The organism is Qipengyuania benthica, assembly GCF_030717865.1.
GTDB lineage: Bacteria > Pseudomonadota > Alphaproteobacteria > Sphingomonadales > Sphingomonadaceae > Qipengyuania > Qipengyuania benthica.
The window spans coordinates 217,517-243,528 of the sequence record NZ_JAVAIL010000002.1; the positions used below are offsets into that span (position 1 = coordinate 217,517).

27 protein-coding genes are annotated in these 26,012 nt (G+C 65.7%); 15 read left to right on the plus strand and 12 right to left on the minus strand.

Translation table 11 applies throughout. The annotated features are described in order from the left end of the window. Positions 1 to 53: 53 nt before the first annotated feature. A complete protein-coding gene (gene dnaK / locus Q9K01_RS06345) occupies positions 54 to 1,994 on the minus strand; it encodes a molecular chaperone DnaK (protein ID WP_305929374.1) in 1,941 nt (646 codons plus the stop codon). 164 nt (positions 1,995 to 2,158) lie between these two features. On the opposite strand from dnaK, the gene Q9K01_RS06350 reads away from it, so the two are divergent. Together Q9K01_RS06350 and Q9K01_RS06355 are read left to right on the plus strand one after the other, a co-directional pair. Further along, complete coding sequence (locus Q9K01_RS06350) at positions 2,159 to 2,641, plus strand: copper chaperone PCu(A)C (RefSeq protein WP_305929375.1); 483 nt, start codon at positions 2,159 to 2,161, stop codon at positions 2,639 to 2,641. A 14-nt stretch (positions 2,642 to 2,655) separates the two neighbouring features. After that, positions 2,656 to 3,141, plus strand: a complete 486-nt coding sequence (locus Q9K01_RS06355; protein WP_305929376.1) for a vgr related protein — start codon at positions 2,656 to 2,658, stop codon at positions 3,139 to 3,141. Positions 3,142 to 3,222: 81 nt separating this feature from the next. On the opposite strand, the gene Q9K01_RS06360 is transcribed toward Q9K01_RS06355, so the two are convergent. From Q9K01_RS06360 to hrcA, 4 genes are all read right to left on the minus strand, one after another. Then, a complete protein-coding gene (locus Q9K01_RS06360) occupies positions 3,223 to 3,513 on the minus strand; it encodes a glycine zipper domain-containing protein (RefSeq protein ID WP_305929377.1) in 291 nt (96 codons plus the stop codon). A 79-nt stretch (positions 3,514 to 3,592) separates the two neighbouring features. Continuing rightward, positions 3,593 to 4,822 (minus strand): threonine synthase, encoded by a 1,230-nt coding sequence (locus Q9K01_RS06365; RefSeq protein WP_305929378.1) that lies wholly within the window; start codon positions 4,820 to 4,822, stop codon positions 3,593 to 3,595. A gap of 7 nt (positions 4,823 to 4,829) precedes the next feature. Further along, the gene (gene grpE / locus Q9K01_RS06370) at positions 4,830 to 5,417 is read right to left on the minus strand and encodes a nucleotide exchange factor GrpE (RefSeq protein ID WP_305929379.1); all 588 of its coding nucleotides are present in this window, start codon (positions 5,415 to 5,417) and stop codon (positions 4,830 to 4,832) included. 13 nt (positions 5,418 to 5,430) lie between these two features. Continuing rightward, positions 5,431 to 6,474, minus strand: a complete 1,044-nt coding sequence (gene hrcA, locus Q9K01_RS06375; RefSeq protein ID WP_305929380.1) for a heat-inducible transcriptional repressor HrcA — start codon at positions 6,472 to 6,474, stop codon at positions 5,431 to 5,433. 105 nt (positions 6,475 to 6,579) lie between these two features. Here hrcA and rph point away from each other — a divergent pair, with 105 nt between their 5' ends. Both rph and rdgB read left to right on the plus strand, forming a co-directional pair. Continuing rightward, positions 6,580 to 7,296 (plus strand): ribonuclease PH, encoded by a 717-nt coding sequence (gene rph / locus Q9K01_RS06380; protein WP_305929381.1) that lies wholly within the window; start codon positions 6,580 to 6,582, stop codon positions 7,294 to 7,296. Further along, complete coding sequence (gene rdgB / locus Q9K01_RS06385; protein WP_305929382.1) at positions 7,293 to 7,919, plus strand: RdgB/HAM1 family non-canonical purine NTP pyrophosphatase; 627 nt, start codon at positions 7,293 to 7,295, stop codon at positions 7,917 to 7,919. The genes rph and rdgB overlap by 4 nt, the downstream gene beginning before the upstream one ends. Before the next feature lie 22 nt (positions 7,920 to 7,941). Here rdgB and Q9K01_RS06390 read toward each other — a convergent pair whose 3' ends face one another. Next, complete coding sequence (locus Q9K01_RS06390; RefSeq protein ID WP_305929383.1) at positions 7,942 to 8,541, minus strand: CAP domain-containing protein; 600 nt, start codon at positions 8,539 to 8,541, stop codon at positions 7,942 to 7,944. Between the two features lie 46 nt (positions 8,542 to 8,587). Here Q9K01_RS06390 and hemW point away from each other — a divergent pair, with 46 nt between their 5' ends. Together hemW and Q9K01_RS06400 are read left to right on the plus strand one after the other, a co-directional pair. Then, entirely contained in the window at positions 8,588 to 9,739 is a 1,152-nt protein-coding gene (gene hemW / locus Q9K01_RS06395; protein WP_305929384.1) for a radical SAM family heme chaperone HemW, read from the plus strand. Continuing rightward, positions 9,736 to 10,635 carry a tyrosine recombinase XerC gene (locus Q9K01_RS06400; protein WP_305929385.1) on the plus strand — a complete coding sequence of 300 codons (900 nt, stop codon included), beginning with the start codon at positions 9,736 to 9,738 and terminating at the stop codon, positions 10,633 to 10,635. The genes hemW and Q9K01_RS06400 overlap by 4 nt, the downstream gene beginning before the upstream one ends. A gap of 3 nt (positions 10,636 to 10,638) precedes the next feature. Here Q9K01_RS06400 and Q9K01_RS06405 read toward each other — a convergent pair whose 3' ends face one another. The 4 genes from Q9K01_RS06405 to rsmI are packed head-to-tail and all read right to left on the minus strand — an operon-like array spanning position 10,639 to position 13,496. Next, a complete protein-coding gene (locus Q9K01_RS06405; RefSeq protein WP_305929386.1) occupies positions 10,639 to 11,241 on the minus strand; it encodes a DedA family protein in 603 nt (200 codons plus the stop codon). 30 nt (positions 11,242 to 11,271) lie between these two features. Further along, positions 11,272 to 12,237: a glutathione synthase gene (gene gshB, locus Q9K01_RS06410; protein WP_305929387.1), complete on the minus strand. Its 966-nt coding sequence runs from the start codon at positions 12,235 to 12,237 to the stop codon at positions 11,272 to 11,274. A 54-nt stretch (positions 12,238 to 12,291) separates the two neighbouring features. Next, the gene (locus tag Q9K01_RS06415) at positions 12,292 to 12,642 is read right to left on the minus strand and encodes a YraN family protein (RefSeq protein WP_305929388.1); all 351 of its coding nucleotides are present in this window, start codon (positions 12,640 to 12,642) and stop codon (positions 12,292 to 12,294) included. Next, on the minus strand, positions 12,639 to 13,496 hold the full coding sequence (gene rsmI / locus Q9K01_RS06420; protein WP_305929389.1) for a 16S rRNA (cytidine(1402)-2'-O)-methyltransferase: 858 nt from the start codon (positions 13,494 to 13,496) through the stop codon (positions 12,639 to 12,641). The genes Q9K01_RS06415 and rsmI overlap by 4 nt, the downstream gene beginning before the upstream one ends. 38 nt (positions 13,497 to 13,534) lie before the next feature. Here rsmI and Q9K01_RS06425 point away from each other — a divergent pair, with 38 nt between their 5' ends. From Q9K01_RS06425 to Q9K01_RS06435, 3 genes are all read left to right on the plus strand, one after another. After that, the gene (locus tag Q9K01_RS06425; protein WP_305929390.1) at positions 13,535 to 14,692 is read left to right on the plus strand and encodes a penicillin-binding protein activator; all 1,158 of its coding nucleotides are present in this window, start codon (positions 13,535 to 13,537) and stop codon (positions 14,690 to 14,692) included. A 98-nt stretch (positions 14,693 to 14,790) separates the two neighbouring features. Next, positions 14,791 to 16,782 (plus strand): DNA topoisomerase IV subunit B, encoded by a 1,992-nt coding sequence (parE, locus tag Q9K01_RS06430; RefSeq protein ID WP_305929391.1) that lies wholly within the window; start codon positions 14,791 to 14,793, stop codon positions 16,780 to 16,782. Positions 16,783 to 16,817: 35 nt separating this feature from the next. Further along, on the plus strand, positions 16,818 to 17,216 hold the full coding sequence (locus Q9K01_RS06435; RefSeq protein ID WP_305929392.1) for a hypothetical protein: 399 nt from the start codon (positions 16,818 to 16,820) through the stop codon (positions 17,214 to 17,216). Positions 17,217 to 17,239: 23 nt separating this feature from the next. Here Q9K01_RS06435 and Q9K01_RS06440 read toward each other — a convergent pair whose 3' ends face one another. Continuing rightward, a complete protein-coding gene (locus tag Q9K01_RS06440; RefSeq protein WP_305929393.1) occupies positions 17,240 to 18,445 on the minus strand; it encodes a bifunctional alpha/beta hydrolase/OsmC family protein in 1,206 nt (401 codons plus the stop codon). Positions 18,446 to 18,595: 150 nt separating this feature from the next. On the opposite strand from Q9K01_RS06440, the gene Q9K01_RS06445 reads away from it, so the two are divergent. The 5 genes from Q9K01_RS06445 to Q9K01_RS06465 all read left to right on the plus strand — a co-directional run bounded on the left by Q9K01_RS06445 (position 18,596) and on the right by Q9K01_RS06465 (position 23,260). Continuing rightward, positions 18,596 to 19,135 carry an RNA polymerase sigma factor gene (locus Q9K01_RS06445; protein WP_305929394.1) on the plus strand — a complete coding sequence of 180 codons (540 nt, stop codon included), beginning with the start codon at positions 18,596 to 18,598 and terminating at the stop codon, positions 19,133 to 19,135. Then, entirely contained in the window at positions 19,132 to 19,716 is a 585-nt protein-coding gene (locus Q9K01_RS06450) for a hypothetical protein (RefSeq protein WP_305929395.1), read from the plus strand. The genes Q9K01_RS06445 and Q9K01_RS06450 overlap by 4 nt, the downstream gene beginning before the upstream one ends. Before the next feature lie 59 nt (positions 19,717 to 19,775). Beyond that, a complete protein-coding gene (locus Q9K01_RS06455) occupies positions 19,776 to 21,071 on the plus strand; it encodes a serine hydrolase (protein WP_305929396.1) in 1,296 nt (431 codons plus the stop codon). A gap of 166 nt (positions 21,072 to 21,237) precedes the next feature. After that, positions 21,238 to 22,089 carry an AAA family ATPase gene (locus Q9K01_RS06460; RefSeq protein ID WP_305929397.1) on the plus strand — a complete coding sequence of 284 codons (852 nt, stop codon included), beginning with the start codon at positions 21,238 to 21,240 and terminating at the stop codon, positions 22,087 to 22,089. 145 nt (positions 22,090 to 22,234) lie between these two features. Next, complete coding sequence (locus tag Q9K01_RS06465) at positions 22,235 to 23,260, plus strand: hypothetical protein (RefSeq protein ID WP_305929398.1); 1,026 nt, start codon at positions 22,235 to 22,237, stop codon at positions 23,258 to 23,260. 11 nt (positions 23,261 to 23,271) lie between these two features. On the opposite strand, the gene Q9K01_RS06470 is transcribed toward Q9K01_RS06465, so the two are convergent. Beyond that, a complete protein-coding gene (locus Q9K01_RS06470) occupies positions 23,272 to 24,672 on the minus strand; it encodes a methyl-accepting chemotaxis protein (protein WP_305929399.1) in 1,401 nt (466 codons plus the stop codon). Positions 24,673 to 24,803: 131 nt separating this feature from the next. On the opposite strand from Q9K01_RS06470, the gene Q9K01_RS06475 reads away from it, so the two are divergent. After that, positions 24,804 to 25,985, plus strand: a complete 1,182-nt coding sequence (locus Q9K01_RS06475; protein WP_305929400.1) for a vWA domain-containing protein — start codon at positions 24,804 to 24,806, stop codon at positions 25,983 to 25,985. Positions 25,986 to 26,012: the final 27 nt, after the last annotated feature.

Below are 26,012 nucleotides of genomic sequence, written 5' to 3' on the forward strand. Positions count from 1 at the left end.
AGCCGCCACCGGCGCTGGCGAGCACCGGTGGCGGCGGGTTTTTCATCGGGCGATCAGCCCTTGTTGTTGTTGTTGTTGTCTTCGTCGACCTCGGAGAATTCCGCGTCGACGACGTCTTCGTCGCCCGAACCGGAGTCTTCGGCGGCGGCTTCACCCTCGGCGGGTGCGGCACTGGCCTGCTCCTGCTCGTAGATAGTCTGACCCATCTTCATGGCAACCTGCGTCAGCTCCTGCGCGGCGGCGTTGATCTTCTCGGGATCGTCGGTTTCGAGCGCGGTCTTCACCTCGGCGATCTTCGCCTCGACCTCGCTCTTGAGATCGGCCTCGAGCTTGTCGCCATGCTCTTCGAGCTGCTTTTCGGTGGTGTGGACGAGACTGTCGGCCTGGTTGCGGGCTTCGGCCGCTTCCTTGCGCTTCTTGTCTTCCTCGGCGAATTTCTCCGCATCCTGGACCATCTGATCGATATCGCTCTCGGACAGACCGCCCGATGCCTGGATCTTGATCGTCTGCTCCTTGCCGGTTCCCTTGTCCTTGGCGCTGACGTTGACGATGCCGTTGGCGTCGATGTCGAAAGTGACCTCGATCTGCGGTACGCCGCGCGGCGCCGAAGGAATGCCGACTAGGTCGAAATTGCCGAGCAGCTTGTTGTCGGCCGCCATCTCGCGCTCGCCCTGGAAGACCTTGATCGTCACCGCCTGCTGATTGTCCTCGGCGGTCGAATAGGTCTGGCTCTTCTTGGTCGGGATGGTGGTGTTGCGGTCGATCATCCGGGTGAACACGCCGCCCAGCGTCTCGATGCCGAGCGAAAGCGGGGTCACGTCGAGCAGCAACACGTCCTTGACGTCGCCCTGCAGCACGCCCGCCTGGATCGCCGCGCCCATGGCCACGACTTCATCGGGGTTCACGCCGGTGTGCGGCTTGGAGCCGAAGAAATCTTCCACCACTTCGCGGACCTTGGGCATGCGGGTCATGCCGCCGACCAGGATCACTTCGTCGATCTCGTCCTTGCCGACGCCGGCGTCGGCGAGCGCCTTCTTGCAAGGCTCGAGCGTGCGCTTGATCAGATCGCCGACCATCTTCTCGAGGTCCGCGCGGCTAATCGTCTCGACCAAGTGCAGCGGGGTGGACGAACCGCCTTCCATACGCGCGGTGATGAAGGGCAGGTTCACTTCGGTGGTCTGCGAGCTCGAGAGCTCGATCTTGGCCTTCTCGGCCGCTTCCTTGAGACGCTGCAACGCAAGCTTGTCAGTCCGGAGATCCATGTTCTCCTTCTTCTTGAACTGGTCAGCGAGATACTCGACGATCGCCTGGTCGAAATCCTCGCCGCCGAGGAAGGTGTCGCCATTGGTCGACTTCACTTCGAAGACGCCGTCGCCGATCTCCAGCACGGAGACGTCGAAGGTGCCGCCGCCAAGGTCGTAGACCGCGATGGTCTTGCCCTCTTCCTTGTCCATCCCGTAGGCGAGCGCCGCTGCGGTCGGCTCGTTGATGATGCGCAGCACTTCGAGACCGGCGATCTGACCGGCGTCCTTGGTGGCCTGGCGCTGGGCGTCATTGAAATAGGCGGGGACGGTGATGACCGCCTGGGCGACGGTTTCGCCGAGATAGCTCTCGGCGGTTTCCTTCATCTTCTGAAGAATGAAGGCCGAGACCTGGCTGGGCGAGTAATCCTCGCCGCCGGCTTCGACCCAGGCATCGCCGTTCTTGCCCTTGACGATGTCGTAGGGAACCAGATCCATGTCCTTCTTGGTCATGGGATCGTCGAAGCGACGCCCTATGAGGCGCTTGATCGCGAACAACGTGTTGTCGGGATTGGTGACCGCCTGGCGCTTGGCCGGCTGGCCGATCAGGCGCTCTCCGTCCTTGGTGAAGGCGACGATCGACGGCGTGGTGCGCGCGCCTTCGGAATTCTCGATGACCTTGGGTTTGCCCCCGTCCATAACCGCCACGCAGCTATTGGTGGTGCCGAGGTCGATACCGATAACTTTGCTCATGGATTCCCCATCTGCTTCTAGTGATTGGACGCCGCTCGGTCGGTTCCCCATGACAGGCGGAACCTTTCGGCAGCTCTGTTGCCCCGAGGATATAGGTGCGCATTTTCTTGGCACAAGGGACGCGCTGGGCTAGAAAATGCACGATTGTCTGGAGGGAAATTCCAATGCTGAAGCCTGTTTACGCCGCCTTGCTGCTCGCCGGAACCGGGCTCGGGCTCGCCGCCTGTTCCGACAGTGCGGAGACACCGAGCGAGATCGCGCCAGAAGGGATCGCCGGCCTGGAGATCACCAATGCGCGGATGATGCTGCCCCCGGTGGCCGGCAATCCGGCGGCGGTCTATTTCGATATCGCCTATGACGGCGAACGCAATCTGGCGCTGCGCAGCGCCGACGTCGCCGGGGCGGAGCGCGCCGTCATGCACGACATGATGGAATATGATTTCGAGATGACGATGGGCGAGATGCCGCCGCTGATGCTGCAGCCGGGCGACCGGGTGAGCTTCGAACCGGGCGGCAAGCATGTCATGGCTTTCGACCTTTTGCCCGAACTCGCGGCGGGCGGCACCACCGAGGTCACGCTGATCGCCGCCGGCGGCGACAAGCACAGCTTCGCGGTGCCGATCCAGGCGGCTGGTGAAGAACGCTGACGGCAGGTTACGACGTGTCGCCCTGCCCGACCGGGGGCAAGCGGGGGCTGACCGCGGGCGAAATTCGCATCGCCCGATCCGTCTTCGGCAATGCGCTGGATTGCAGCACGGTGAAGCTGCGGCGGCGCAAATGGTTTCCGTTTCAACCCCGTGCGGTCACGATGGCGCCGCGCGGGCATTTGCATTTCCACCCGCAGGGCAGCAGCTATTGCGACGATTTTGCGCGCGAAAGCGTGATCCGTCAGGGCCTGCTGGTCCATGAGCTGACCCATGTCTGGCAGACCCAGACCCGCGGCGACTGGTACCTGGTCACCCGTCGAATGCCCTGGGCGCGCTACGACTACAGCCTCAAGCCGGGCTGGAGCCTCGAGCGCTACGGGATCGAGCAGCAGGCCGAGATCGTCAAGCACGCCTTCTGGCTGCGCAACGGCGTCAAACTCGCCGGAGTTGCCGACGCGGCGGCCTATGATCTGCTGGTGCGGTTCGATGGTGCCGGCTAGCTGCGGCTGCGGCTTCCAGACGCAAGAAGGCCCCGGCCGGCAGATGCCGGACGAGGCCCTCACATCTTGCGAACGGCAGGCCTAGCGCGGATCGACCGGATAACCGCGGGTGCCGAAGCAATCGTCGTCGAGATAGCCGTCTTCGCCGTAGCCGTCGCAGCCATCGTTCTTGTCGACGAAATAGCCGCCCAGGCCACCGGCTGCTCCGCCAGCGAGGGCGTAGCGGACGATATCGCCGCCGGTGAGCGCAGCCAGTCCGGCACCGGCAGCGGCGCCGATCCCGGCACCTTCGGCGGCGTAGTTCTCGGCGCAGGCGCCAAGGCTCATCGTCGACATGGCGAGCGCGGGGACGAGCAGCAGTTTGGTCTTCATGGTTGTTCTCTCCGTTGGAACCCTGATGGTTAGGTTACGGACGGAGCGCTGGTGGGTTCCGTAGGAGCTGCGAAGAGCCCTATAATCGCGCCAAATCGGGTAGATTATCCTTGTCCAACGTGGCGGAGCGGTCGGGCAAGGGATACTTCAGCCCAGTCGCGCAATTGAACAGCACCGCCTTTTCTCCGGCTTCGACCCAGCCCTGCGCCACGGCTTCGCGCCAGGCTGCCAGCGTCGCGCCGCCTTCGGGACACAGCAGCACCCCATCCTGCAACGCGCTCTCGGCGGTGGCACGCTGCAGCGCCTCTTCCTCTACCGCAATCGCCCGACCTCCGCTTTCGCGAACCGCGCGCAGGATCAGGAAATCGCCGACGGCCTTGGGGACGCGGATCCCGGCGGCGACCGTGTGGGCATTCTCCCAGCGTTCGGCGTGTTCCTCACCTGCCTCAAAGGCGCGCACGATCGGGGCGCAGCCGCTTGCCTGCACCGCGAACATCTTGGGTCGCTCGGAGCCGATCCAGCCGAGTTGTTCCAGCTCGTCGAACGCCTTCCACATGCCGATCAGCCCGGTGCCGCCACCGGTGGGGTAGAAGATCGCCTTGGGCAGCCGCCAGCCGAGCTGCGCGGCGAGTTCCAGGCCCATCGTTTTCTTGCCTTCGATCCGATAGGGCTCCTTGAGCGTGGAAAAATCGAACCACAGCCCTTCGGCCGCGCCCTTCCCCACAATCGCGCCGCATTCGTCGATCAAGCCGTTGACGCGGTGGACCCGCGCCCCTTGTGCGGCGATTTCGCGGACGTTGATCTCGGGCGTATCGTCGGGACACAACACCACCGTCTCGATCCCGGCGCGCGTCGCGTAGGCGGCCAGCGCGGCGCCGGCATTGCCATTGGTCGGCATGGCTATCCTGGTGACGCCCAGCTCCTTCGCCATAGCCACGGCCATCACCAGCCCGCGCGCCTTGAAGCTGCCGGTGGGCAGCCGCCCCTCGTCCTTGACCAGCACATTCGCGCCGCCGGACGCGGGGATCGGCACCAGCGGTGTTTCGATCTCGCCCAGACTGACTATGCTGCCGGTATGGCGCACCGGGAGCAATTCGCGCCAGCTCCACAGATCGGTCGGCCGGCCTTCGAGCACATCGCGGGGCAGCGCCTTGCCCAGCGCTTCGATATCGTAGCGCACGAGCAGCGGACGACCCGCCTGCGAAAGCCCGTGAAGCCGGTCCGCCTCGTAGCGCTCGCCGGTCAGCGAGCATTCGAGGTGGGTGACGAAGGTCTGCCGGTCGCCGATCAGATTTGCCGTGAGCGCCACTCGGCGGTCAGACCGGCTTCTTGGCCACGGCCACCATCGCGGGGCGCAGCAGGCGATCCTTTATCATGTATCCGGGCTGCATTTCCTGCACGATGGTGCCGGGTTCGTGCTCGTCGGTGGGCACTTCCATCATCGCCTGGTGCTGGTTGGGATCGAGCGGCAGGCCCTTGGCGGCGATGCGGGTGATGCCGTTCTGGCCGAACACCTTCTCGAGCTCGCGCTGGGTCGCTTCGATCCCCGCGATGAAGCCCTTCATCTTTTCGTCCTCGCGCATATCGGCGGGGACCGAATCGACCGCGCGGCCGAGATTGTCGGCCACGCTCAAGATGTCGCGGGCGAAGCCGGTGGCCGCGTAATTGCGCGCGTCCTGCACATCCTTTTCGGCGCGGCGACGCACGTTCTGCGCTTCCGCCTTGGCGTAGAGCACGTCCTGCTTGGCCGCCTCCAGATCGCCGCGCAGAGCCGCCAGCGCATCCTCGAGCGCTTCTTCGCTGCCCTCTTCTTCCCGGCTATCGTCGCGCATTTCCTCCGGCACGCCTGCCATTTCCTTTTCGACCGCAGCGTCGCGCGGTTTGCTCTTGTTCTCGTCGCTCACGAAAATTCCCGTTCTATCCGATACGTTTGCCCAGCTGTCGGGCCGTGAAATCTACCATGGGCACGACCCGGGCGTAATTCAACCGAGTCGGGCCGATCACGCCGAGTACCCCGACCACCTTTCCGTCGCGGGCGCGATAGGGCGCGGCGATCACCGAGGAGCCCGAGAGCGAGAACAGCCGGTTCTCGCTGCCGATGAAGATCCGCGTCGCCTCGGTTCGGCGGGCGTTCTCGAGCAGTTCGGCGACCGATTGCTTGCTTTCCAGATCGTCGAGCAGCGAGCGCACCCGTTCGATATCCGCCAGCGCCGCATCGTCCAGAAGCTTGGCCTGGCCGCGCACGATCAGCACCGGGCGTTCGGCGGCGTCGTGCGACCAGGTGGCGAGTCCGCGCGAGACCAGATCGCGGCTGGCATCGTCGAGTGCGGTGCGCCCGGTGGCGATCTCGTGCTCGATACGCCGCGACGCCTCCGCGAGCGTGCGTCCCGCGCTCTTGGCGGTGAGATAATTGCTCGCCTGTTCGAGCGAAGTGCCCAAGGCCGCGGCCGAGAGCGCGAGAATGCGGTTTTCGACATGTCCGTCTTCGGCGACCAGCACCGCCAGCACGCGATTGGCATCGAGCGCGGTGAGCGACACCTGGGCGAGACGCGATTCGCGCGGCGGCACCATGACCATGCCCGCCGCTCCCGATAGCTCGGACAACAGCGCACTGGTCTCTTCGAGCGCTCGCTCGATCGGGCCGGGTTCCGCGATCCGTTGCTCGATCGCCGCGCGCTCTCGCTCGGTGGGTTCGCCCACCTGCATCATCGCATCGACGAACAGCCGCAGCCCGCTGTCGGTCGGCATCCGCCCGGCGCTGGTATGCGGCGCGGACAGCAGTCCGCGGTGTTCGAGCTCGGCGAGGACGGAGCGGATCGAGGCGGGCGAGAGATTGAGCCCGCTGTCGCCTGCCAGTGTCTTCGAGCCGACCGGCTGGCCGCTGTCGAGATAGCCCTCGACCACCAGCCGGAAGATGTCGCGAGCGCGATCGGTCAGTTCGGTGAGCGGGGGTGAGGCCATATTCGATATCTAGACACATCGCTTGCGCCCTCAAGCCCCAAGCGCCTATCGGCGCGGCACGATCACCAGCGCGTCGTGCGCGACAGACCCAATGCGGAGATTCCCATGCGACCTTCAGGACGTGCACCCGACGAGATGCGCGCCATCACCATCGAGCCCGGCTATGCCAAGCACGCCGAAGGCTCGTGCCTGATCAGCTTCGGCGACACCCGCGTATTGTGCGCCGCCAGCATCGAGGATCGCACCCCGCCGTGGCTGCGCGGCAAGGGCGAAGGCTGGGTCACCGGCGAATATTCCATGCTCCCGCGCGCCACGCACACCCGCGGCCAGCGCGAGGCGGCGCGCGGCAAGCAATCGGGCCGGACGCAGGAAATCCAGCGGCTGATCGGTCGCAGCCTGCGCGCTGTGGTCGATCTCAAGAAACTGGGAGAGCGCCAGATCACGCTGGATTGCGACGTGATCCAGGCCGATGGCGGGACTCGCACCGCCGCGATCTCGGGCGCCTGGGTGGCACTGCGGATCGCGATCGACGGCCTCATGAAGGAGGGTGCGATCCCACACGATCCGATCACCGCCAAGGTCGCGGCGATCTCCTGCGGTATCTACAAGGGCACGCCGGTGCTCGATCTCGACTATCCCGAGGATTCCAACGCCGAGGCGGATGCCAATTTCGTCCTGCTCGAGGGCGGCAAGATCGCCGAGGCGCAGGCCACTGCCGAAGGCGCCGCCTATGACGAGGAAGGCCTGCTGCGGCTGCTGCGGCTCGCCCGGATCGGCTGCGACCGCATCTTTGCGGCGCAGGAGGAGGCGGTCCGCCGGTGACCCGCCGTCTCGGCCCCGGCTCGCTGGTGATCGCCACGCATAATGCGGGCAAGCTGAAGGAGATTTCGGCGCTGCTCGAGCCGCATGGGCTCAAATGCCTGTCGGCGGGCTCGCTGGGCCTGCCCGAGCCGGCCGAGACGGGGACGACTTTCGTCCAGAACGCGCTGCTTAAGGCGCATGCCGCGGCGCAAGCCTCGGGCATCGTCGCGCTGGCCGACGACAGCGGGCTCGCGGTCGAGGCGCTCGACGGGCGGCCGGGGGTCTATACCGCCGACTGGGCCGAACGGCAGTGGTTCGAGGGATCCGCCGGGCGCGACTGGTTCATGGCGATGGGCAAGGTCGAGGGGATGCTGCAGGAGCGCGGACCCGAGGTCTCGCGCGCCGCCGCCTTCCATTGCGTGCTGGCGCTAGCCTGGCCCGAAGGCGAAAGCGCGGTCTACGAGGGCCGCGTGGCCGGGAGCCTTGCCTGGCCCCCGCGCGGGACGCTGGGGTTCGGCTACGATCCCGTCTTCGTGCCTGCGGGCATGGAGCAGACCTTCGCCGAGCTCGACCCGGCAGAAAAGCACCGCATCAGCCACCGCGCCGATGCTTTTGCAAAGCTGGTCGCCGAGCAGTTCGCCTGAGCCCCTCCACCGCACCAGCGGTTCAGAAGGCCTTCGCCCCCCACACATTACCTGCGGGCCAGTAACGGCACACCAGCACGTCGTTGCCGCGCTCGGTCGCCATGGCGCAGCCCACTTCTTTCGTGTCGCGCCAGACGATCTGCGTGTAATGCCCGACATCGGCCCAATTGCCGGTGTGGGAGACATCGGGGAAGGCGGCGTGGCGGTAGTGCTTGCGCTCCTCGACGAACATTCCGACCATGCTCTCGACGTTCCACGCACCCGCGGTCCCCATCCACAAATTCTCGCCGGTGCCGTTGCGGGTCTGGCCGCTGGCGTGTTCGAGGACGCCGCGGCGCCCCAGCGTAGTCGCCCATTCGGCGGCTTCGCGCTCGAGGTGGGGGTTCCATTTCAGGCGCGGCAATCGCAGGCGGTCGCGTTCGGCGTTGTGGGTGTCGAGAATGCGCGCGGCGATGCGGTCGCCGGGCGCAAACCCATAGGCTGCGTTCTGCATGCGCGCGTTGCGCTCGCCGGCGGCGGAACCGCCGCGTGACGAGCCTTCGCTTGCGAACAGGGGCGCAGCCGTGGCACATAGAATAGCGATGGCGCTGCCCAGCAGCGCCGATTGTCCAATCCGACCCATGGACGGGATTTCGCCCAATCGGGATTAAGATTCGCTGAAGGACAGCATGGCGAAAGCCCTATACATCCACTGGCCCTTCTGTCTGGCGAAGTGCCCCTATTGCGATTTCAACAGCCATGTTCGCGAGACGGTGGAGCAGTCGCAGTGGCAAGCGGCGCTGTTGGCCGATCTGCGCCACGAAGCGCACGCTGGGGGCGGCGAAAAGCTCGAGAGCGTTTTCTTCGGCGGCGGCACCCCCAGCCTGATGCCACCCCCGCTGGTTGCTAAACTGCTGAACGAGGCGGAGCGGTTGTGGGGGTTCGCGCCGGGGATCGAGATCACGCTGGAGGCCAACCCCTCCTCGGTCGAGGCGGCGAATTTCGCCGCGCTGGCCGCCGCCGGGGTGAACCGGGTGTCGCTGGGGGTGCAATCCTTCGAGAATGAGGCTCTGCGATTCCTGGGTCGGTTGCACGATGCGCAGGAGGCGGTTTCGGCGATCGCAGTGGCGCAGCGCCATTTCGCGCGGGTGTCCTTCGATCTCATCTATGCGCGGCCCGGGCAGGACGAGGCGGCGTGGCGCGGCGAACTGGAGCGCGGGCTGGCGTTCGGCACCGATCACCTGTCGCTCTACCAGCTCACCATCGAGGCGGCGACGCGCTTCGCCACCGATGTGCGCCGCGGTATTTTCGCCCCGCTCGACGACGAGCGCGCGGCGGATCTGTTCGCCCTCACCCGCGAGATGACCGCCGCCGCCGGTCTGCCCGCCTACGAGATCAGCAACCACGCGCGCCCCGGCGAGGAGAGCCGGCACAATCTCACCTATTGGCGCTACCGCGACTACGTCGGGATTGGCCCCGGCGCGCACGGGCGCCGCTGCGGCGTGGCGACGCAGCGTCATCGCAAACCCGAAAACTATCTCGCCGCAGTGGGCGCCTCGGGCCACGGGATCGTCGAGGAGCGGCAATTGGGCTGCGCCGAACAGGCGACCGAGGCGCTGCTGATGGGGCTGCGGCTGGGCGAAGGGGTGGATTGCGCGGAACTCTCGGCGCGCTTCGGCTTCGCGCGAGCCGAGCTGATCGACGCGGGCAAGCTCGCGCTGCATCGCGAACTCGGGCTGGTCAGAACCGAAGGCGAGCGCATCGTGGTGAGCGAAGCGGGCATGCCGCTGCTCGATGCGCTGCTCGCCGATCTGGTCGCCGGCGAACTGGTGGCGGCGTGACGCAGGAGGTGCTGCTGGCGGCCTGGCACGACCATCTCGCACAGTCCCGCCGCCGTTCGCCGCACACAGTGCGCGCCTATGGCGCCGCCGCAAGGCGCCTGGTGCAGCGGCTCGAGCTCGCAAGCTGGGATGCGGTCGCTCGCCTCGATACCGCGGCACTGCGCGGCCAGCTCGCCGCGCGCCGCGCCGAGGGACTCGCCAATGCCTCGGCGGCGCGCGAGCTCTCGGCGCTCAAGGGCTTCGTCGGCTTTGCGAGGAATCAGGCCGGACTGCCCGCAGCGGGAGCGCCGCGGCTGCGCGGGCCCAGGATCAAGAAGGGCCTGCCGCGACCGGTGACCCCCGACGAAGCGGTCAACCTTGCGAATACGGTTCACGCGCTCGCGGCCGACGACTGGATCGGCGCGCGCGACCGCGCGGTGCTGCTGCTGCTCTATGGCGCGGGGCTGCGGATCGCGGAGGCGCTGTCGCTCCGGTCCAGCGACCTTCCGCTGGGCGAGCGCCTGTCGGTCACCGGCAAGGGCGGCAAGCAGCGTGTGGTCCCGATCCTGCCGATCGTGGCCGAGGCGGTGACGGATTACACCGCCAAGCTGCCCTTCATGCTCGCTAACGACGACCTGCTGTTTCGCGGCGCGCGCGGAGGGCCGTTGTCGCAGGGCATGGTCCAGAAAGCGACCGCACGCGCGAGGACGGTGCTCGGGCTGCCTGCGACCGCCACGCCGCATGCCCTGCGCCACAGTTTCGCCACTCACCTGCTGGGCGCCGGTGCCGATCTGCGCAGCCTGCAGGAACTGCTCGGCCATGCCAGCCTGGGATCGACACAGATCTACACGAAGGTCGATTCGGCGAGCCTGCTGGAGACCTATCGCACCGCCCATCCGCGCGAGAGCGGCGATTGATCCTCAGCGCTCGCTGCGCGGCGTCCAGGTCGCCAGTCGCCAGAAATAGGCGACCGCGGCCAGCACCAGCGTGGCGATGATCACCCAGCTGACGATGTTGGAATTTTCGAAGGTGTTCGACAGCCATTGCATCCCGCCGATCAGGATCGCGTTCCACGCTGCCGCACCGATCGCGGTGAAGATGCAGAATTTGAGCTTGTTCATGTGCGCGAGCCCTGCGGGCAGGCTGATCATGGTGCGCATGAAGGGCGCCGCGCGCAGGAACAGCACCACCCAGTGCCCGTGCCGCTCGAAAAAGATCATCGCGCGCTCGACGTCTTCCCATTCGAGGGTTAGCCACCGGCCCCAGCGATCGATGAAGGGGCCGAGCCGCTCGTATCCCCAGCGATCGCCCAGCCAGAACCACGCATAATTGCCCGCCAGCGTTCCCAGCGTCGCGACGGTCATCACCGGCCAGAACTGCATCGAGCCGCGCTCGATCGCCAGCGCCGCGGAGCCCATGATGGCCTCCGACGGCATTGGCGGAAAGACGTTTTCCAGAGCCATGAGCAAGGCAATTCCGGCCAGGCCGAGGCGTTCGACGACCGCGACTACGATATCATCCATGTCTGCCCAACGTCCTGGGCGGCCAAGCGTTCAAACCTCGTGGCGCCTTTCGATCGCGTCCCAGATCAGGCCCGCGGTGTCGGTCCCGTTGAAGCGGTCGACGGCGACGATGCCGGTCGGGCTGGTGACGTTGATCTCGGTCAGCCATTTGCCGCCGATCACGTCGATCCCGACGAAGACCAGCCCGCGGCGCTTGAGTTCGGGCGCCATGGCGGCGCAGATTTCCTCTTCGCGCGGGGTCAGCCCGGCGGCCTCGGCATAGCCGCCCTGCGCCAGATTGGAGCGGAATTCGCCCTCGCCCGGCTTGCGGTTGATCGCGCCCGCGAATTCGCCATCGACCAGCACGATCCGCTTGTCGCCCTGCGCCACCTCGGGGAGGAAAGGCTGGACCATATGCGGCTCGGGCCAGGTCTGGTTGAAGACCTCGAACAGCGCCGACAGATTGGTGCCGTCCTCGCCGATCCGGAAGATCGCCTTGCCGCCATTGCCGTGGAGCGGCTTGACCACCACCGCGCCGTGGCGAGCCTGAAAGTCGCGGACCTCGTCGATGGTGCGCGCGATCAGCGTGGGCGGCATGAATTGTGCGTAGTCGAGCACGAACATCTTTTCCGGCGCGTTGACCACCTCGCGCGGATCGTTGACCACCAGCGTCTCGCCGTGCAGCCGGTCGAGGATGAAGGCGGCGCTGATATAGCCCAGGTCGAAGGGGGGATCCTGCCGCATCAGCACCACGTCGATGTCGCGCGCCAGATCGATCGGGCGCCGCTCGCCGATGGTGAAATGATCGCCCTCGACCCGCTGCACCGTGACCGGCGCGCCATGCGCGGTGATCTTGCCGCGCGCGCTGCCGTCGCTTTCCCATGCCAGTGTGTGAACATCGTAATGGAACAGCGAATGCCCGCGCGCCTGCGCCGCCTCCATCAGCGCGAAGGAGGAATCGCCGGCGATCTTGATCGATTCCATCGGGTCCATCTGGACGGCGACGCGTAGGCTCATTGCGGTTTCCTCGACTGGCGCGGCTTGTGCAGGCGTGTTTGTGCTGGCGGGGCCTCACGGCTGCCAGGCGTTGGCGATGTGGCGCGGCAGGCTGCCCGGCGCAAGGAGGATGACGTCGATCCTGATGTCGTCCCCTTCGCCCGCGTAGTCATGCGCGATGCATTCGACCGCCGCCGCCACTCTGGCGAGCCGGTATTCGTCGATCGCGTGATCGAGATCCACCTTGTTGCGCCGGTATTTGACCTCGACGAAGGCGACCAACGAGCCGCGCCGGGCGATCAGATCGATCTCGCCGCGCGGCGTCTTTACGCGGTCGGCGAGGATCCGCCAGCCCTTGGCCCGCAGCCACAAAGCCGCGCGACGTTCACCCTCGCGCCCGCTTCGCTCGGCGCGCTGGCGCTTCATCCGCGCTTGAGTTCCATCGCCCGGGCATAGAGCAGCTTGCGGTCGAGCCCGGTGGCCTTGGCGACCTGCGCCACCGCCTGCGAAGCCTTGCTGGTTTGCAGCGCCTCGAGCAGCAGCGCGTCGGCATCAGCCGCGCTGGCCTGCTGCATTTCCAGTGGCGGGGCGATCAGCAGAACGATTTCGCCCTTGGGCGGATGCGCCTCGAACCAGGCAATGAGCCCGTCGGCGAGCCCGCGGCGCAATTCCTCGTGGATCTTGGTCAGCTCGCGCGCCACCGCGATCTCGCGATCGGGGAGAGCCTCGCCGATCGCGGCGAGCGATTTGGTCAGCCGCGGCGCGGTCTCGTAGAAGATCAGCGTGGCATCTACGCCGGCCAGCTCGGTCAGCACGTCGCGCCGCGCCTTCTCCTTGCTCGGCAGGAAACCGGCGAACAGGAAGCGATCGTTGGGCAGGCCCGAGACGCTCAGCCCGGCGATCGCGGCGCAGGGGCCGGGCAGCACGGTGACTGCGATCCCCTCGGCGCGGCAATCATTGACCAGCCGGTAGCCGGGATCGGATACCAGCGGCGTCCCCGCATCGCTCACCAGCGCCACCGCGCGGCTTCGCAGGGTTTCCACCAACCGCTCCCGGTCGCGATGCTCGCTGTGGTCGTCGTAGCGCCACAGCGGCTTCGAGACGCCCAGATGCTTCATCAACTTTCCCGTCACCCGGGTGTCCTCGCAGGCCACGACGTCGCAGCGCCGCAGCACATCGGCGGCGCGCAGGGTGATGTCCCCGAGATTGCCAATCGGGGTCGCGACGATATAGAGCCCGGGTTCGAGAGGTTCGGGCACACGGGATGCGGTTTCGCTCACGGCGGACCCATGAACCAGCAATGAGGGACGCGGCAAGGATGAAGCGCTTTACAATCACCCGTCGGCAGATCGCGGTCGCCGGCCTGGCGACGCTGCTGGGAGCCTGCTCGATCATTCCGCGCGGTCCCGAACCGGTCAGCCGACCGGTCGAGACCCCGACCCCGATGCCCAGCGCCACCGCGCTGCCGGAAGATGCAACGCATCACCGTATTGCGTTGCTGGTGCCGCTGTCGGGCGAGAACGGCGCAGTCGGCCAGTCGATCGCCAATGCCGCGACCATGGCGCTGCTGGACACGGACGCCGCCAATCTGCGGATCACCACCTACGACACCTCGGCCGATCCCCGCGATGCCGCACGGCGCGCGATCGCAGATGGCAACAAGCTGATCCTCGGTCCGCTGATGGGCGAGAATGTCGGTGCGGTGCTGGCCGAGGCGCGCCCCGGCGACGTGCCGCTGATTTCCTTCTCCAACGATGCCGCGATCGCTTCGCCCGATGTCTTCGTGATGGGGCACATTCCCGAACAATCGGTCCGCCGTTCGGTGCAATATGCCCGTGGCCAGGGCGCGCGCGATTTCGCCGTGCTCGCGCCCGACGGCGAATACGGCCGCCGCGCAGAAGCGGCGCTGCAGGCGGCGGTGCAATCCTATGGCGGTCGTGTGATCGGCGCGGAACGCTATGCGCGCGGCAACACCTCGATCATGTCGGCGGCGGACAGGCTGAGCCGCCGCGGCGGCTACGACACCGTGCTGATCGCCGATTCTCCGAGGCTCGCGCAACAGGCGGCGGGCCGCGTCGGCGGTCAGGGCACGCGCATTCTGGGTACCGAATTGTGGAGCGGCGAGGTTGCGGTTACCCGTACGCCAGCGCTACGCGGCGCGCTGTTCTCAGCGGTTTCCGATAATCGCTACCGCCGCTTCGTCGACAGCTACGAGGCCCGCTTCGGTGGCCAACCCTATCGCATCTCGACGCTGGGGTACGACGCGGTGCTGCTGGCGCTGCGGGTGGCGCAGGACTGGCGCCTGGGCCGCGACTTCCCGACCGACGAGCTGCGCGATGACGGCGGCTTCCTGGGTCTCGACGGGGCCTTCCGCTTCGGACGGGACGGCGTGGTCGAGCGCAGCTTCGAGGTGCGCGAGATTCGCGATGGCGAGGTGGTGATCGTCGATCCCGCTCCGGCCCGCTTCGACGACTGACCAGACCTCGCCATCGTTCTCATGGACGGCGGCTAACCCTGACGATAAGAGCCCGCATTCGCTTGCCGCCGGGGAATCGCGCGCGATATAGCGGGTCCATGTCAGACGATCTGTTCGAAAACACCCCCGCCTCGAGCGGTGATTACGACGCTTCCTCGATCGAGGTGCTCGAAGGCCTCGAGCCGGTTCGCCGCCGCCCGGGCATGTATATCGGCGGGGTCGACGACCGCGCGTTGCATCACCTCGTCGCCGAAGTGCTCGACAATGCGATGGACGAGGCGGTCGCGGGTCACGCCACGCGGATCGAATTGCGGCTCGACGAGGGCAACCGCGTCACGATCGCCGACAATGGGCGCGGCATTCCGGTCGCCGAGCATCCCAAATATCCTGGCAAATCGACGCTCGAGGTGATCCTCTCGACGCTGCATTCCGGCGGCAAGTTCTCGGGCAAGGCTTACGCCACCAGCGGCGGCCTCCACGGAGTCGGGATCAGCGTAGTCAACGCGCTGTCGAGCCACACCCGCGTCGAGGTCGCGCGCGACCGGCAGCTCTATGCGCAGGAATTCGCGCGCGGAGAATCGCTCGGGCCGGTTGAAGAACTCGGTCCCACCCCCAACCGCCGCGGCACCACCGTGGCCTTCACCCCCGACACCGAGATCTTCGGCGACCGGTCCTTCAGCGCCAAGAGATTGTTCAAGCTGACGCGTTCCAAGGCCTATCTCTTCGCCGGGGTCGAGATCCGCTGGAAGTGCGCTCCCGGCCTCGCCACCGACGAAGTGCCCGAGGAAGCGGTGTTCAAGTTTCCCGGCGGGCTGTCCGACCATCTCGCCGAGCAGATCGGCGAGCGTCCCTGCGTCACCGCGCAGCCCTTCGTCGGTCGCCATGAATTCGCCGCCAGCGAGGACGGCATCTCGCAGGGCCGCGCCGAATGGGCGATCGCCTGGCCGCTCTATTCCGACGGCTCGACCAGCTGGTATTGCAACACCGTCCCCACCCCCGATGGCGGCACGCACGAGCAGGGGCTGCGCGCCGCGCTGGCCAAGGGGCTGCGCGCCTTCGGCGAGTTGACCGGGACCAAGAAGGCCAAGGACATCAGCGCCGACGACGTGATGACCGGCGCCGAGGTCATGCTCAGCGTCTTCATCCGCGATCCGCAGTTCCAGAGCCAGACCAAGGACCGTCTGACCTCGCCCGAGGCCGCGCGGCTGGTCGAGAACGCGATGCGCGACCATTTCGACCACTTCCTCTCGGACAATATGGAGCGCGGCAAGGCGCTGCTGGGCGAGGTGATGGAGCGGATGGACGAGCGCCTGCGCCGCAAGCAGGAACGCGAAATCAAGCGCAAGACCGCGACCAACGCCAAGAAGCTGCGGCTGCCCGGCAAGCTCACCGATTGCTCGGGCGAAACCGAGGCCGAAACCGAGCTGTTCATCGTCGAGGGCGACAGCGCCGGGGGCAGCGCCAAACAGGCGCGCAACCGCAAGACGCAGGCGATCCTGCCGATCCGCGGCAAGATCCTCAACGTCGCCAGCGCCAGCGCCGACAAGATCCGCGCCAATGCCGAGATCGCCGATCTGACGCTGGCGATGGGCTGCGGGGTGCGCAAGGATTGCGACCCCGGCTCGCTGCGCTACGACCGGATCATCATCATGACCGACGCCGATGTCGACGGCGCGCATATCGCCACGCTGCTGATGACCTTCTTCTTTCAGGAAATGACCGAGATCGTGCGTGGCGGGCATCTGTTCCTGGCGCAGCCGCCGCTCTACCGGCTGACCGCGGGCAAGGAGAGCCGCTACGCCCGCGACGACGAACACCGCGCCGAGCTCGAGGCGACGGTGTTCAAGGGCAAGAAGGTCGATGTGGGGCGGTTTAAGGGCCTGGGCGAGATGAACCCGCAGCAATTGCGCGAAACCACCATGGACCCCGCCAGCCGCAATCTGATCCGCATCACCCTGCCCACCGAGTTCGAGGACCGCGCCGTGGTCAAGGAACTGGTCGATCACCTGATGGGCCGCAATCCCGAGCACCGCTTCAACTTCATCCAGAACCGCGCCGGTGAGCTCGACAAGGAACTGATCGACGCGTGATTGGATAGACTTATACTAGCGCACGATCGGAACCAATGAACGGAGAGCTTTGCCTTGGATTGAGCTTGCCATTCAGGGCCGGTTGGCTTCTAACGCGGGGTATCATCGAAAAGGAGGGGCTATTTATGGAACCGAAGAATGTCTTGGCAGGACTTTTCGTATCTCTGATATTGACTGCTTGCACTTCTATCGAGACTTGCCCGCCCGAAAGGGTGCTTGCCCCGCGTGAAGCGCCTGGAGCCCTATCCAAAGAACAATTTTTTGTCGGCACCCTGCCCGAACCGATATCAAATATCGATCAAATAGCGAAAAGATATCGCTTCGAATTCTGGATCGAGAAAGGGGAAATAGCGATGATTTACGATACACTGAACGATAAATATATCGCTATCTGCCGAGAGGGCGAGGTCTACGTGAATTGCTTTGGTGGGTGACGCGGCTGTAAGGCTACGACCCGTTATTCGCAGTTGCGCACACACAAGTTCTCAAGCGTCTTGTGAACCGGGCACTGGTCGGCAATCGCGATAATTCGCTCGCGCTGTTCCTTTGATAGCGCGTCGCCGAAGATCTCGATCCGCCGATCGAGTGTTTCAATTTTGGCACGTTCCTGATCGCATTGGACGCAATCCTTCGCGTGATCGCGTTCGTGGGTGAGATGGATGGACGCGCCTTCGAACGGCCAGCCCTTTCTGTCGGCATACATCTTCATCGTCATCGCGGTGCAGGTGCCCAAAGCGGCGAGCAGCAGATCGTAAGGCGTCGGGCCGGTATCGTCTCCGCCCACGCTGCGCGGTTCGTCGGCTAGGAAGCGGTGGCTATCGGTGTGGACCTCGGTGCCGAACTTGCCATGGCCTGTCTTCACCACCACGCCTTCCTCGGGCATCGGCCAGTCGTCTCGCAGCGGCAGATAGCGGTGCGCCCAGCTGGCGATCATGCTGGCGGCGAATTCGGCGTCGCGGCTGTCGAGCAGCAGGTGATCGGCGCCCTCGAGACTGACGAAGCTCTTGGGGTGCGTCGCCGCGCCGAACAGCGCCGAGGCATTGTCGATCCCGACCACGGCGTCGGTGGGCGAATGCAGCAGCAGCACCGGCTTGCGCAATCTGTTGACCTCGGCGATCAGGTCGACGCTCTCGACCCGCTCGATGAATTCGCGTCCCAGCGTGAATGCGCGCCCGCCGATCGACACCTCGCCCTCGCCGGTTGCGCGGATCGCGACCAGATCGCCTTTTATCCGCTCGAGCACATGCGGGACGTCCGAAGGCGCGCCGATCGTGGCGATTGCGGCGATGTTGTCGGCCCCGATATCCTCGGCTGTCGCCAACACCGCCGCTCCACCCAGACTGTGCCCGACCAGCAGCACCGGCTGTTCGAAGCGTTCGACAAGATAATTCGCCGCCAGCACCAGATCGGCGACATCGGTCGCAAAGCCCGCGCGGCCGAACTCGCCGCCGCTGCCGCCCAGCCCAGTGAAATCGAACCGCAGGCAGGCGATCCCTTCCTTCGACAGCGCGCGCGCCACCGCCACCGCCGCCTTGCTCTGGCGCGTGCAGGTGAAGCAATGCGCGAACAGAGCGATGCCGCGGGTGAGCCCGGTCGGCAGCTCGAGCGAGCCCTCCAGCGCGTGGCCGGCCTCGGTCTGGATCGTGATCGTCTCGGTCGGCATGCGGGTCTCCGGTCTGGCGTCAGCGGGGGGCAGGCCTGTCGCCCCCCTTTGCCGCGACGGCTTAGGAACTCCCGCGCGGCAAGGCAAAATTTCCCCGCCCCTATGGGATGGCCCGTGTAAGAAACCGCCGCCGCGGCGGACTAAGGGAGCATGCAGACGGGCAGACACGATCTCTATGCCGAGGCGGGCCGGCAATTCGCGCCGACGGTCGCGCGGCTCGCGCGCGCTTTCGAGCGCGATGCGGAACGGGCGCGCGACTTGGAACAGGATATCCATTGCGAGATCTGGCGCAGCCTCAAGCGCTTCGACGGGCGCTGCAGCCTCAAGACCTGGGTCTTCCGGGTAGCGCACAATGTCGCCGCCGAACATGTCGCGCGCGCGCTCCGCCAGCCCGCCAGGATCGCGATCGACCAGATCGACGAATTCCTCGTCCAGCATGGAGCCGAAGCGCAGGTCGCCGATTCGCATGCGCTCGACCGGGTCGCCGAGCTGATCCGCCGCCTCCCCGCGCTCGACGCGCAGCTCATCCTGCTGTGGCTCGAGGGCGAGACCGGGCAGGACATCGCCGAGGTCACCGGGCTTTCGCCGGGCGCGGTGACCACCCGGCTCCACCGCATCCGGGCCCAGCTCGCGCGCCATTTCGAACTGCCGGCCACCGCGAGCGGCCAGGATGAAGGAGACCAGCGATGAGCAAACCCCGTCTCGACGGCTGGGCCGCGCAGGCCGCCGACGCGAAGTTCGCCGAACCCGATACCTGCTCGCAGCGTGCCACCAGGTTCGAGCGCACGATCAGGCGCCGCAACGGTATGGAATATGCTGCCGGGTTGCTGGTGATTGCGCTGTTCGGCGCGGGCACCATCGCCTCCCTTGCAAGAGGCGAATGGCTCCTTGCATTGGGGCCGCTACTGGTGGCCATGGGCGCGCTGGCGGTGATGGCGAACCTCGCTCGCCGCGGCTCTAATCTCGAGCGTCGACCCGAAGACAGCTGCGCCGCGCATCTGCGTCGCCAGCTCGCACACCAGAGCGCCGCGCTGCGTTCGGTGCCGATCTGGTATATCGGGCCGCTGGTACCCGGAGTGCTGGTGTTGTTCGGAGTGGTGACCTTCAAGGTGGCGCAGCGGACGGGCTGGCCGATTGCGCTTTCGGGAATCGCCGGGCCGGCTGCGGTGGTGCTCGGCATTTTTGCCGCGGTGATTGCGCTCAACCTCTGGGCGGCCCGCAGTCTCGACCGCGAAATCGCCGATCTCGACCGCCGGATCCACCAGCAGTAAAGCGCGCGCTTGAGCCGGAGCAAATCGCCGCTACGCTATCGCAGTGAAGGAGTGTTCTTATGAGACGTCTTGCCCCTGCCCTCCTGTCGCTGGGCCTCGCACTCGCTCCCTTGGCGCCGCTCGCGGCGCAGGAGGCCTCGATTGCCGAGCCGAGCCAGGCCACCCCGCTACAACAGCGCACAGCGCAGGTGGTCGAGCTGCTCAACGGCACGCTGGCCCCCGAGGAGGCAATGGCCGCCAGCTTTCTGCAAAGCGTTTCGGCCGAGCAGATCAAGGCGATCGGCGCGCAATTGACCAGTCAGTTCGGCCCCGCACTGGCGGTCGAGAAGATCGAGCCGGTCAGCCCCGCGCGCGCGGCGATCACCATCCGCATGGAGCGCGCACTGGCGAGCGGCGGGATCGCGGTTCAGACCGAGCCGCCGGGCAAGATCACCGAACTCCTGCTGCAGAACTTCGAACCGATCGACGACAGTGCCGCCAAGATCGCCGCCGATCTCGCCGCCCTGCCCGGCAGCGCCGCCGCCTGGTTCGGCCCGATCGAGGGCGAGCCCGAGTTCGTGTTCGGCGATCCGCAGCAACCCTATGCGCTGGGTTCGACGTTCAAGCTCTACGTCCTCTCGGCGCTGGCGCGGGCGGTTGAGGAAGGCCGGCTGGGCTGGGACGACGTCGTGACGCTGGGCGACAAGAGCTTTCCCAGCGGTATGCTGCAGGACTGGCCCGAGGGCGCCCCCCTGACGCTCCACACCGCCGCCACGCTGATGATCTCTATCAGCGACAACACCGCGACCGATCTGCTGATCGACGCGATCGGGCGCGAGGCGGTGGAAGCGGAAATGCGCGCGACAGGCCACTCGGCTCCCGAGCTGTCGACGCCCTTCCTCAAGACTGTGGAATTCTTCGTGCTCAAGGGCGGCGACCAGGGCGAGGCCTATGCGCGAGCGGACGAGGCCGCACGCCGGGTCATGCTCGAGCAACTTGCGACGCAAGGGGTCGATCCCGCCCCGATCCTCGATCTGTTCTCGGGGGGCGCGCCCAGGCTGATCGACAGCGTGGAATGGTTCGCCAGCATGGCGGACGAGCGGCTGCTGATGCGCCGCCTCGTTGCGCTGGAAGACGACACCGCCCGCAAGATCATGGCGGTCAACACCGCGCTGGGCGAGAGCGCCCGCGAAGGCTGGGAATATGTCGGCTACAAGGGCGGTTCGGAACCCGGCGTGCGCAACCTGAGCTGGCTGCTGCGCGACGAAGCGGGCCAATGGCACATGCTGGCGCTGGGCTGGAACGACCCGCAGTCCGCCACCGACACCACCACGCTGCTGGCGATCGCCCAGCGCATTCTTGCGCTCGACCGGTAACGCGCATTCTTGCGCTCGACCGGCAACGCGCATTCTTGCGCTCGACCGGCAACGCGCATTCTTGCGCTCGACCGCTGACGTTCATCCCCTCAACGGCCCCCTTGCCCCGCTGCGCCCGCGTCCCTAATCGGGTTGCAAATCGCAATCCGACAATCCGGGGAAGAGAATGACGCAGCGTTTCGAAGGCACCCAATCCTACATCGCGACCGAGGATCTCAAGGTTGCGGTCAACGCGGCGGTCACGCTGCGCCGGCCGTTGCTGGTGAAGGGCGAGCCCGGGACGGGCAAAACGGTGCTGGCGCAGGAAGTCGCCCGATCGCTGGGTGCGCCGCTGATCGAGTGGAACGTCAAATCGACTACCAAGGCGCAGCAGGGCCTCTACGAATACGATGCGGTCGCCCGGCTGCGCGACGGCCAGCTCGGCGACGAGCGAGTCCACGACATCGCCAATTACATCAAGAAGGGCAAGCTGTGGGAAGCCTTCACCGCGCCCGAGCTGCCGGTGCTGCTTATCGACGAGATCGATAAGGCCGATATCGAGTTCCCCAACGATCTGTTGCAGGAACTCGATCGCATGAGCTTCGACGTCTACGAGACTCACGAGACGATCACCGCCGCCGAGCGCCCGATCGTGATCATCACCTCGAACAACGAGAAGGAACTGCCCGACGCCTTCCTGCGCCGCTGCTTCTTCCACTACATCAAATTCCCCGACCGCGACACGATGCGCGAGATCATCGAGGTCCACTTCCCCGATATCCAGAAGAACCTCGTCACCAAGGCGATGGATATGTTCTACGAGCTGCGCGAGGTCCCCGGGCTCAAGAAGAAGCCCAGCACCAGCGAACTGCTCGACTGGCTGAAACTGCTGCTCAACGAGGACATGCCGCTCGAGGTGCTGCAGGACAGCAATCCCAATTCGGCGATCCCCCCGCTCCACGGCGCGCTGCTCAAGAACGAGCAGGATGTGATGATGTTCGAACGCCTCGCCTTCATGGCCCGCCGCAATCCGGGCTAGGGCCAAAAGAGCTTGGCTGAGCGGCCTTCCGTGCCATAAACCCCATCGTCAGGGGGGAATAAAGATGGGTCCGCTTCGTCGATGCGGTTTGCTGTTAGGCGCGGTTCTTGCGTTCGCTGGCGCTTCGGCGCCTGCGGGCGCCCAAGTGGAAGACATCCTCATCGCAGCGGACGAGGATTGGCAGCACGCCTGGACCGCTATGACCTTCCCCGCGCAGGTCGGGCCCTATGAGCGCCGGGCGGTGACGAAGTTCGAGGAACGCGATACCAATATGGGAGCGCGCTACTTTGCTGCGGACACTGGGACGATCCTGTCAATCTACGTCTATCGGCCCGGTCATCCCGATCCCTCGATTTGGCACGACCGCGCGATCACGGCGCTGCTGCTCAACTCCAGAATGGGGCCGTTCGACCCGGAGTCGCTGAGCGTCAGCGCTTTTGTGCCATCCGGGGGCGGCGCTCCAAGCGGCATCCGGTCGGTGCTCGATGGGAAGGGCGACTATCGCAGCACCGGCGTCGCTTTGTACCGGGCCGGCGAATGGCTGATCAAGCTGAGGCTTTCGTCAAGAATGCTGTCCGCCGAAGCCCTGGATGAGGAACTGGTGCGCATTCTGGAGGGGCTTCCTCCGGTCGAGGGGATTTCCCGAACCCCAGCCTATCGCGTTCCGCAATGCGCAAGCGAGCCAACCTTCGTCGAGGCCGGCAGGATCGCTAATGATGAAGACAGCCGCATGCGGGCAGCGCTATCCGAAGGGCTCCTCGGAGGCAGGACGATCGCCGAGCTTAGGCAGGACCCGCGCGAAGACGGCGAGACCGCTTTGGGTGCCTCGACCTATTGCTCGATCGGTGAGAAAACCGATCGCCAGGGGATATATATGCTTTCCGACGGCGACGGTCGCTACCTGATTGCGCTTGGAGACGCGGGATTCAGTATCGGCATCGAGCCCGCCCAAATTCTCGACGCTGTTCGCAAGGCGAATGGCGAAAGCGCCGGACTCTATCGCGTCACGACCGCAGATGGGCTGGAGGTAAAGACCTTCCTGCCCTTTACGGCGATGCCGACCCCCGACCAGGCGGCGAATGTCGCCTTGAACGAGGCGCCGATCGTCGCCACCACGCGGCCTCTGCCGGGCGACGAAGGCAGCGAAACGACCATCTATACGGACGATTGACTAGAAGCCCGTCAGTCGATCGAATAGGCCACTTCGAAATCGCCCCAGCGGCGGCCCTGGATGGTGAGCGGGACATAGACGTTGCGGACCACGCGATAGGTGGTGCCGTCGCCTTCCTGGCGATAGACGGCCATCATGTAGGGGGCGAAGCTGCGCTTGGCCTTCTGGTCGATCGGTTCGAGGATGATGCGGCCATCGCGGCAGAACTGGGTATCGTGGGTCAGATCGCCGGTCGGAGCCTGCGAATGCTTGGTGATGTGGGTGGGCAGATAGCCTTTCATGTCGGTGCAGGCGGCGGCCATGATCCGTTCGTCCTCGGCGGGTAGCGCATCGAGCGCGGGGCGCCAGTTGCGATGCGCCCAGTCCATCAGCGCGGTGCGGAAGCGCTGCGGGTTGGAACCTTCGATCGGGCGGTAATCCTGGTCGAACACCTGTTCGAGCGTCACTTCCCCTGAGGCGATGGCCTGTTCGGTCAGCTTCTCGACCAGCCGCGCCTGCCGCTGCGCCTTCTCGACCATGGTGCTGTCCTGCGGCGCGAGCCCGGACTGTACCAGCCGGTCGAACATGTCGCTGGCGACCATCTCGAGGTCTTCCATCCGGCTGTGAACCGTGGCGAGCTTCTCTTCATTGCCGTTGGCGGCCTTGTCGAAGCTTTCGAGAACGTCCTGCACGCGGATGACGTTGCCGGTCATCATCGCGGTCGCCTTGGCGATCTGCTCGTTCTGCGAATCGACCTCTTCGACCAGCTCGCCCACCCCGGTCAGCGTCTGCTCGATGCTGGCGACCGAGTTCTTGGCATGGCTGCTGGCCTTGGCGCCTTCCTCGATCCGGTCGATCACGGTGGTGGCTTCGGCACCCAGCGTCTCGATCACCTCCTCGATCTCGTCGGTCGCCTTGCGGGTCTCGCCGGCGAGCGATTTCACCTCGTTGGCGACCACCGCGAAAGTGCGCCCGGCTTCGCCCGCGCGCATCGCCTCGATGGTGGCGTTGAGCGCGAGGATGTTGGTGGTCTCGGCGATCTGCGCAATATCCTTGGAGCAGCGCTTTACCTGATCCATCGCCGCCGCAAAGCCGGTGACATGGGTCGCGAGCGTCTCGACCATGTCGAGCAGCCGGGTGATCTGCGACAGCGAGGACTGGATCTGGCTGGTGCCCTGCCCCAGCCGCTCGATCGCACTGGCCGACAGCAGCCGCGCCTCGTCGCTGGCTTCGGCGACGCGGCGCTGATCCTTCTCGAGTTCGTGCACGGTGCCCTGAAGCTCGAGATGCTCGGCGCGCAATACGCCCGAGGTATCGATCACCGCCTGCACGATGCCCGCGACATCGGAGCATCCCACGGTGACCCTGCCGCAAGCCTCTGGTATCGTGTCGAGCGCGGATGCTCCGCGCGCATCAAGAGCCGTCAAGTCCATATCGTGCCGTTATCCCTCGCGATCCGGGCATCGTCATAGGCGCAATGTGTTAGCGGCTTCTTAAGCATCCGCGGGCCGATTTGTGCCGCAGGAGGGTGGCGCTCGTCAGCGGGCGCCGTTATACATAGCGCATGTTTTTCGACTTCATGGACGAGCTCAGGGCGGCCGGGATCAAGGCCAGCTTCAAGGAACACCTTACCCTGCTGGAGGCGCTCGACCGCGAAGTGATCGAGGAAAGTCCCGAGGCGTTCTACTATCTCAGCCGCGCCACCTTCGTGAAGGACGAAGGAATGCTCGATCGCTTCGATCAGGTGTTCCAGCGCGTGTTCAAGGGAATCCTGTCCGATTACGGCCAGAACCCGGTCGATGTCCCCGAAGACTGGCTGAAAGCGGTCGCCGAAAAGTTCCTCTCGCCCGAGGAAATGGCCGAGATCGAGAAGCTGGGCGATTGGGACGCCATCATGGACACCCTCAAGCAGCGGCTCGCCGAGCAGCAGGAACGCCACGAGGGCGGCAACAAGTGGATCGGCACCGGCGGCACCTCGCCGTTCGGCAATTCGGGCTACAATCCCGAAGGCGTGCGGATCGGCGGCGAAAGCAAGCACAAGCGCGCGGTCAAGGTGTGGGACAAGCGCGAGTTCAAGAATCTCGACAACACCAAGGAACTGGGCACCCGCAACATCAAGATGGCCTTGCGTCGGCTGCGCCGCTTCGCGCGCGAAGGCGCGGCGGACGAGCTCGATATCGATGCGACCATTTCCGGTACCGCCAAGCAGGGGTGGCTCGACATCAAGATGCGGCCCGAGCGGCACAATGCGGTCAAGCTGCTGCTGTTTCTCGATGTCGGCGGGTCGATGGATCCCTTCATCAAGGCCACCGAGGAGCTGTTCAGCGCCGCCACCACCGAGTTCAAGAATCTGGAATTCTTCTACTTCCACAACTGCCTCTACGAAGGCGTATGGAAGGACAACCGCCGCCGCTGGGCCGAACGCACCAAGACCTGGGACGTGCTCCACAAATACGGCCACGATTACAAGATCGTCTTCGTCGGTGATGCGGCCATGAGCCCCTACGAGATCACGCATCCCGGCGGCAGCGTGGAGCATATGAACGAGGAAGCCGGCGCGACCTGGATGAAGCGGGTGACCAACACCTATCCGGCGACCGTCTGGCTCAACCCGGTGCCCGAAAAGCAGTGGAGCTATTCGCAGTCCACCAAGCTGATGAAGCAGCTGGTCAACGATCGCATGTATCCGCTCACCCTCGACGGGCTGGAAGATGCGATGCGCGAATTGAGCCGCAAGCAGGGGTGAGCGCGATCCGCCCGATTTGAAGCGCTA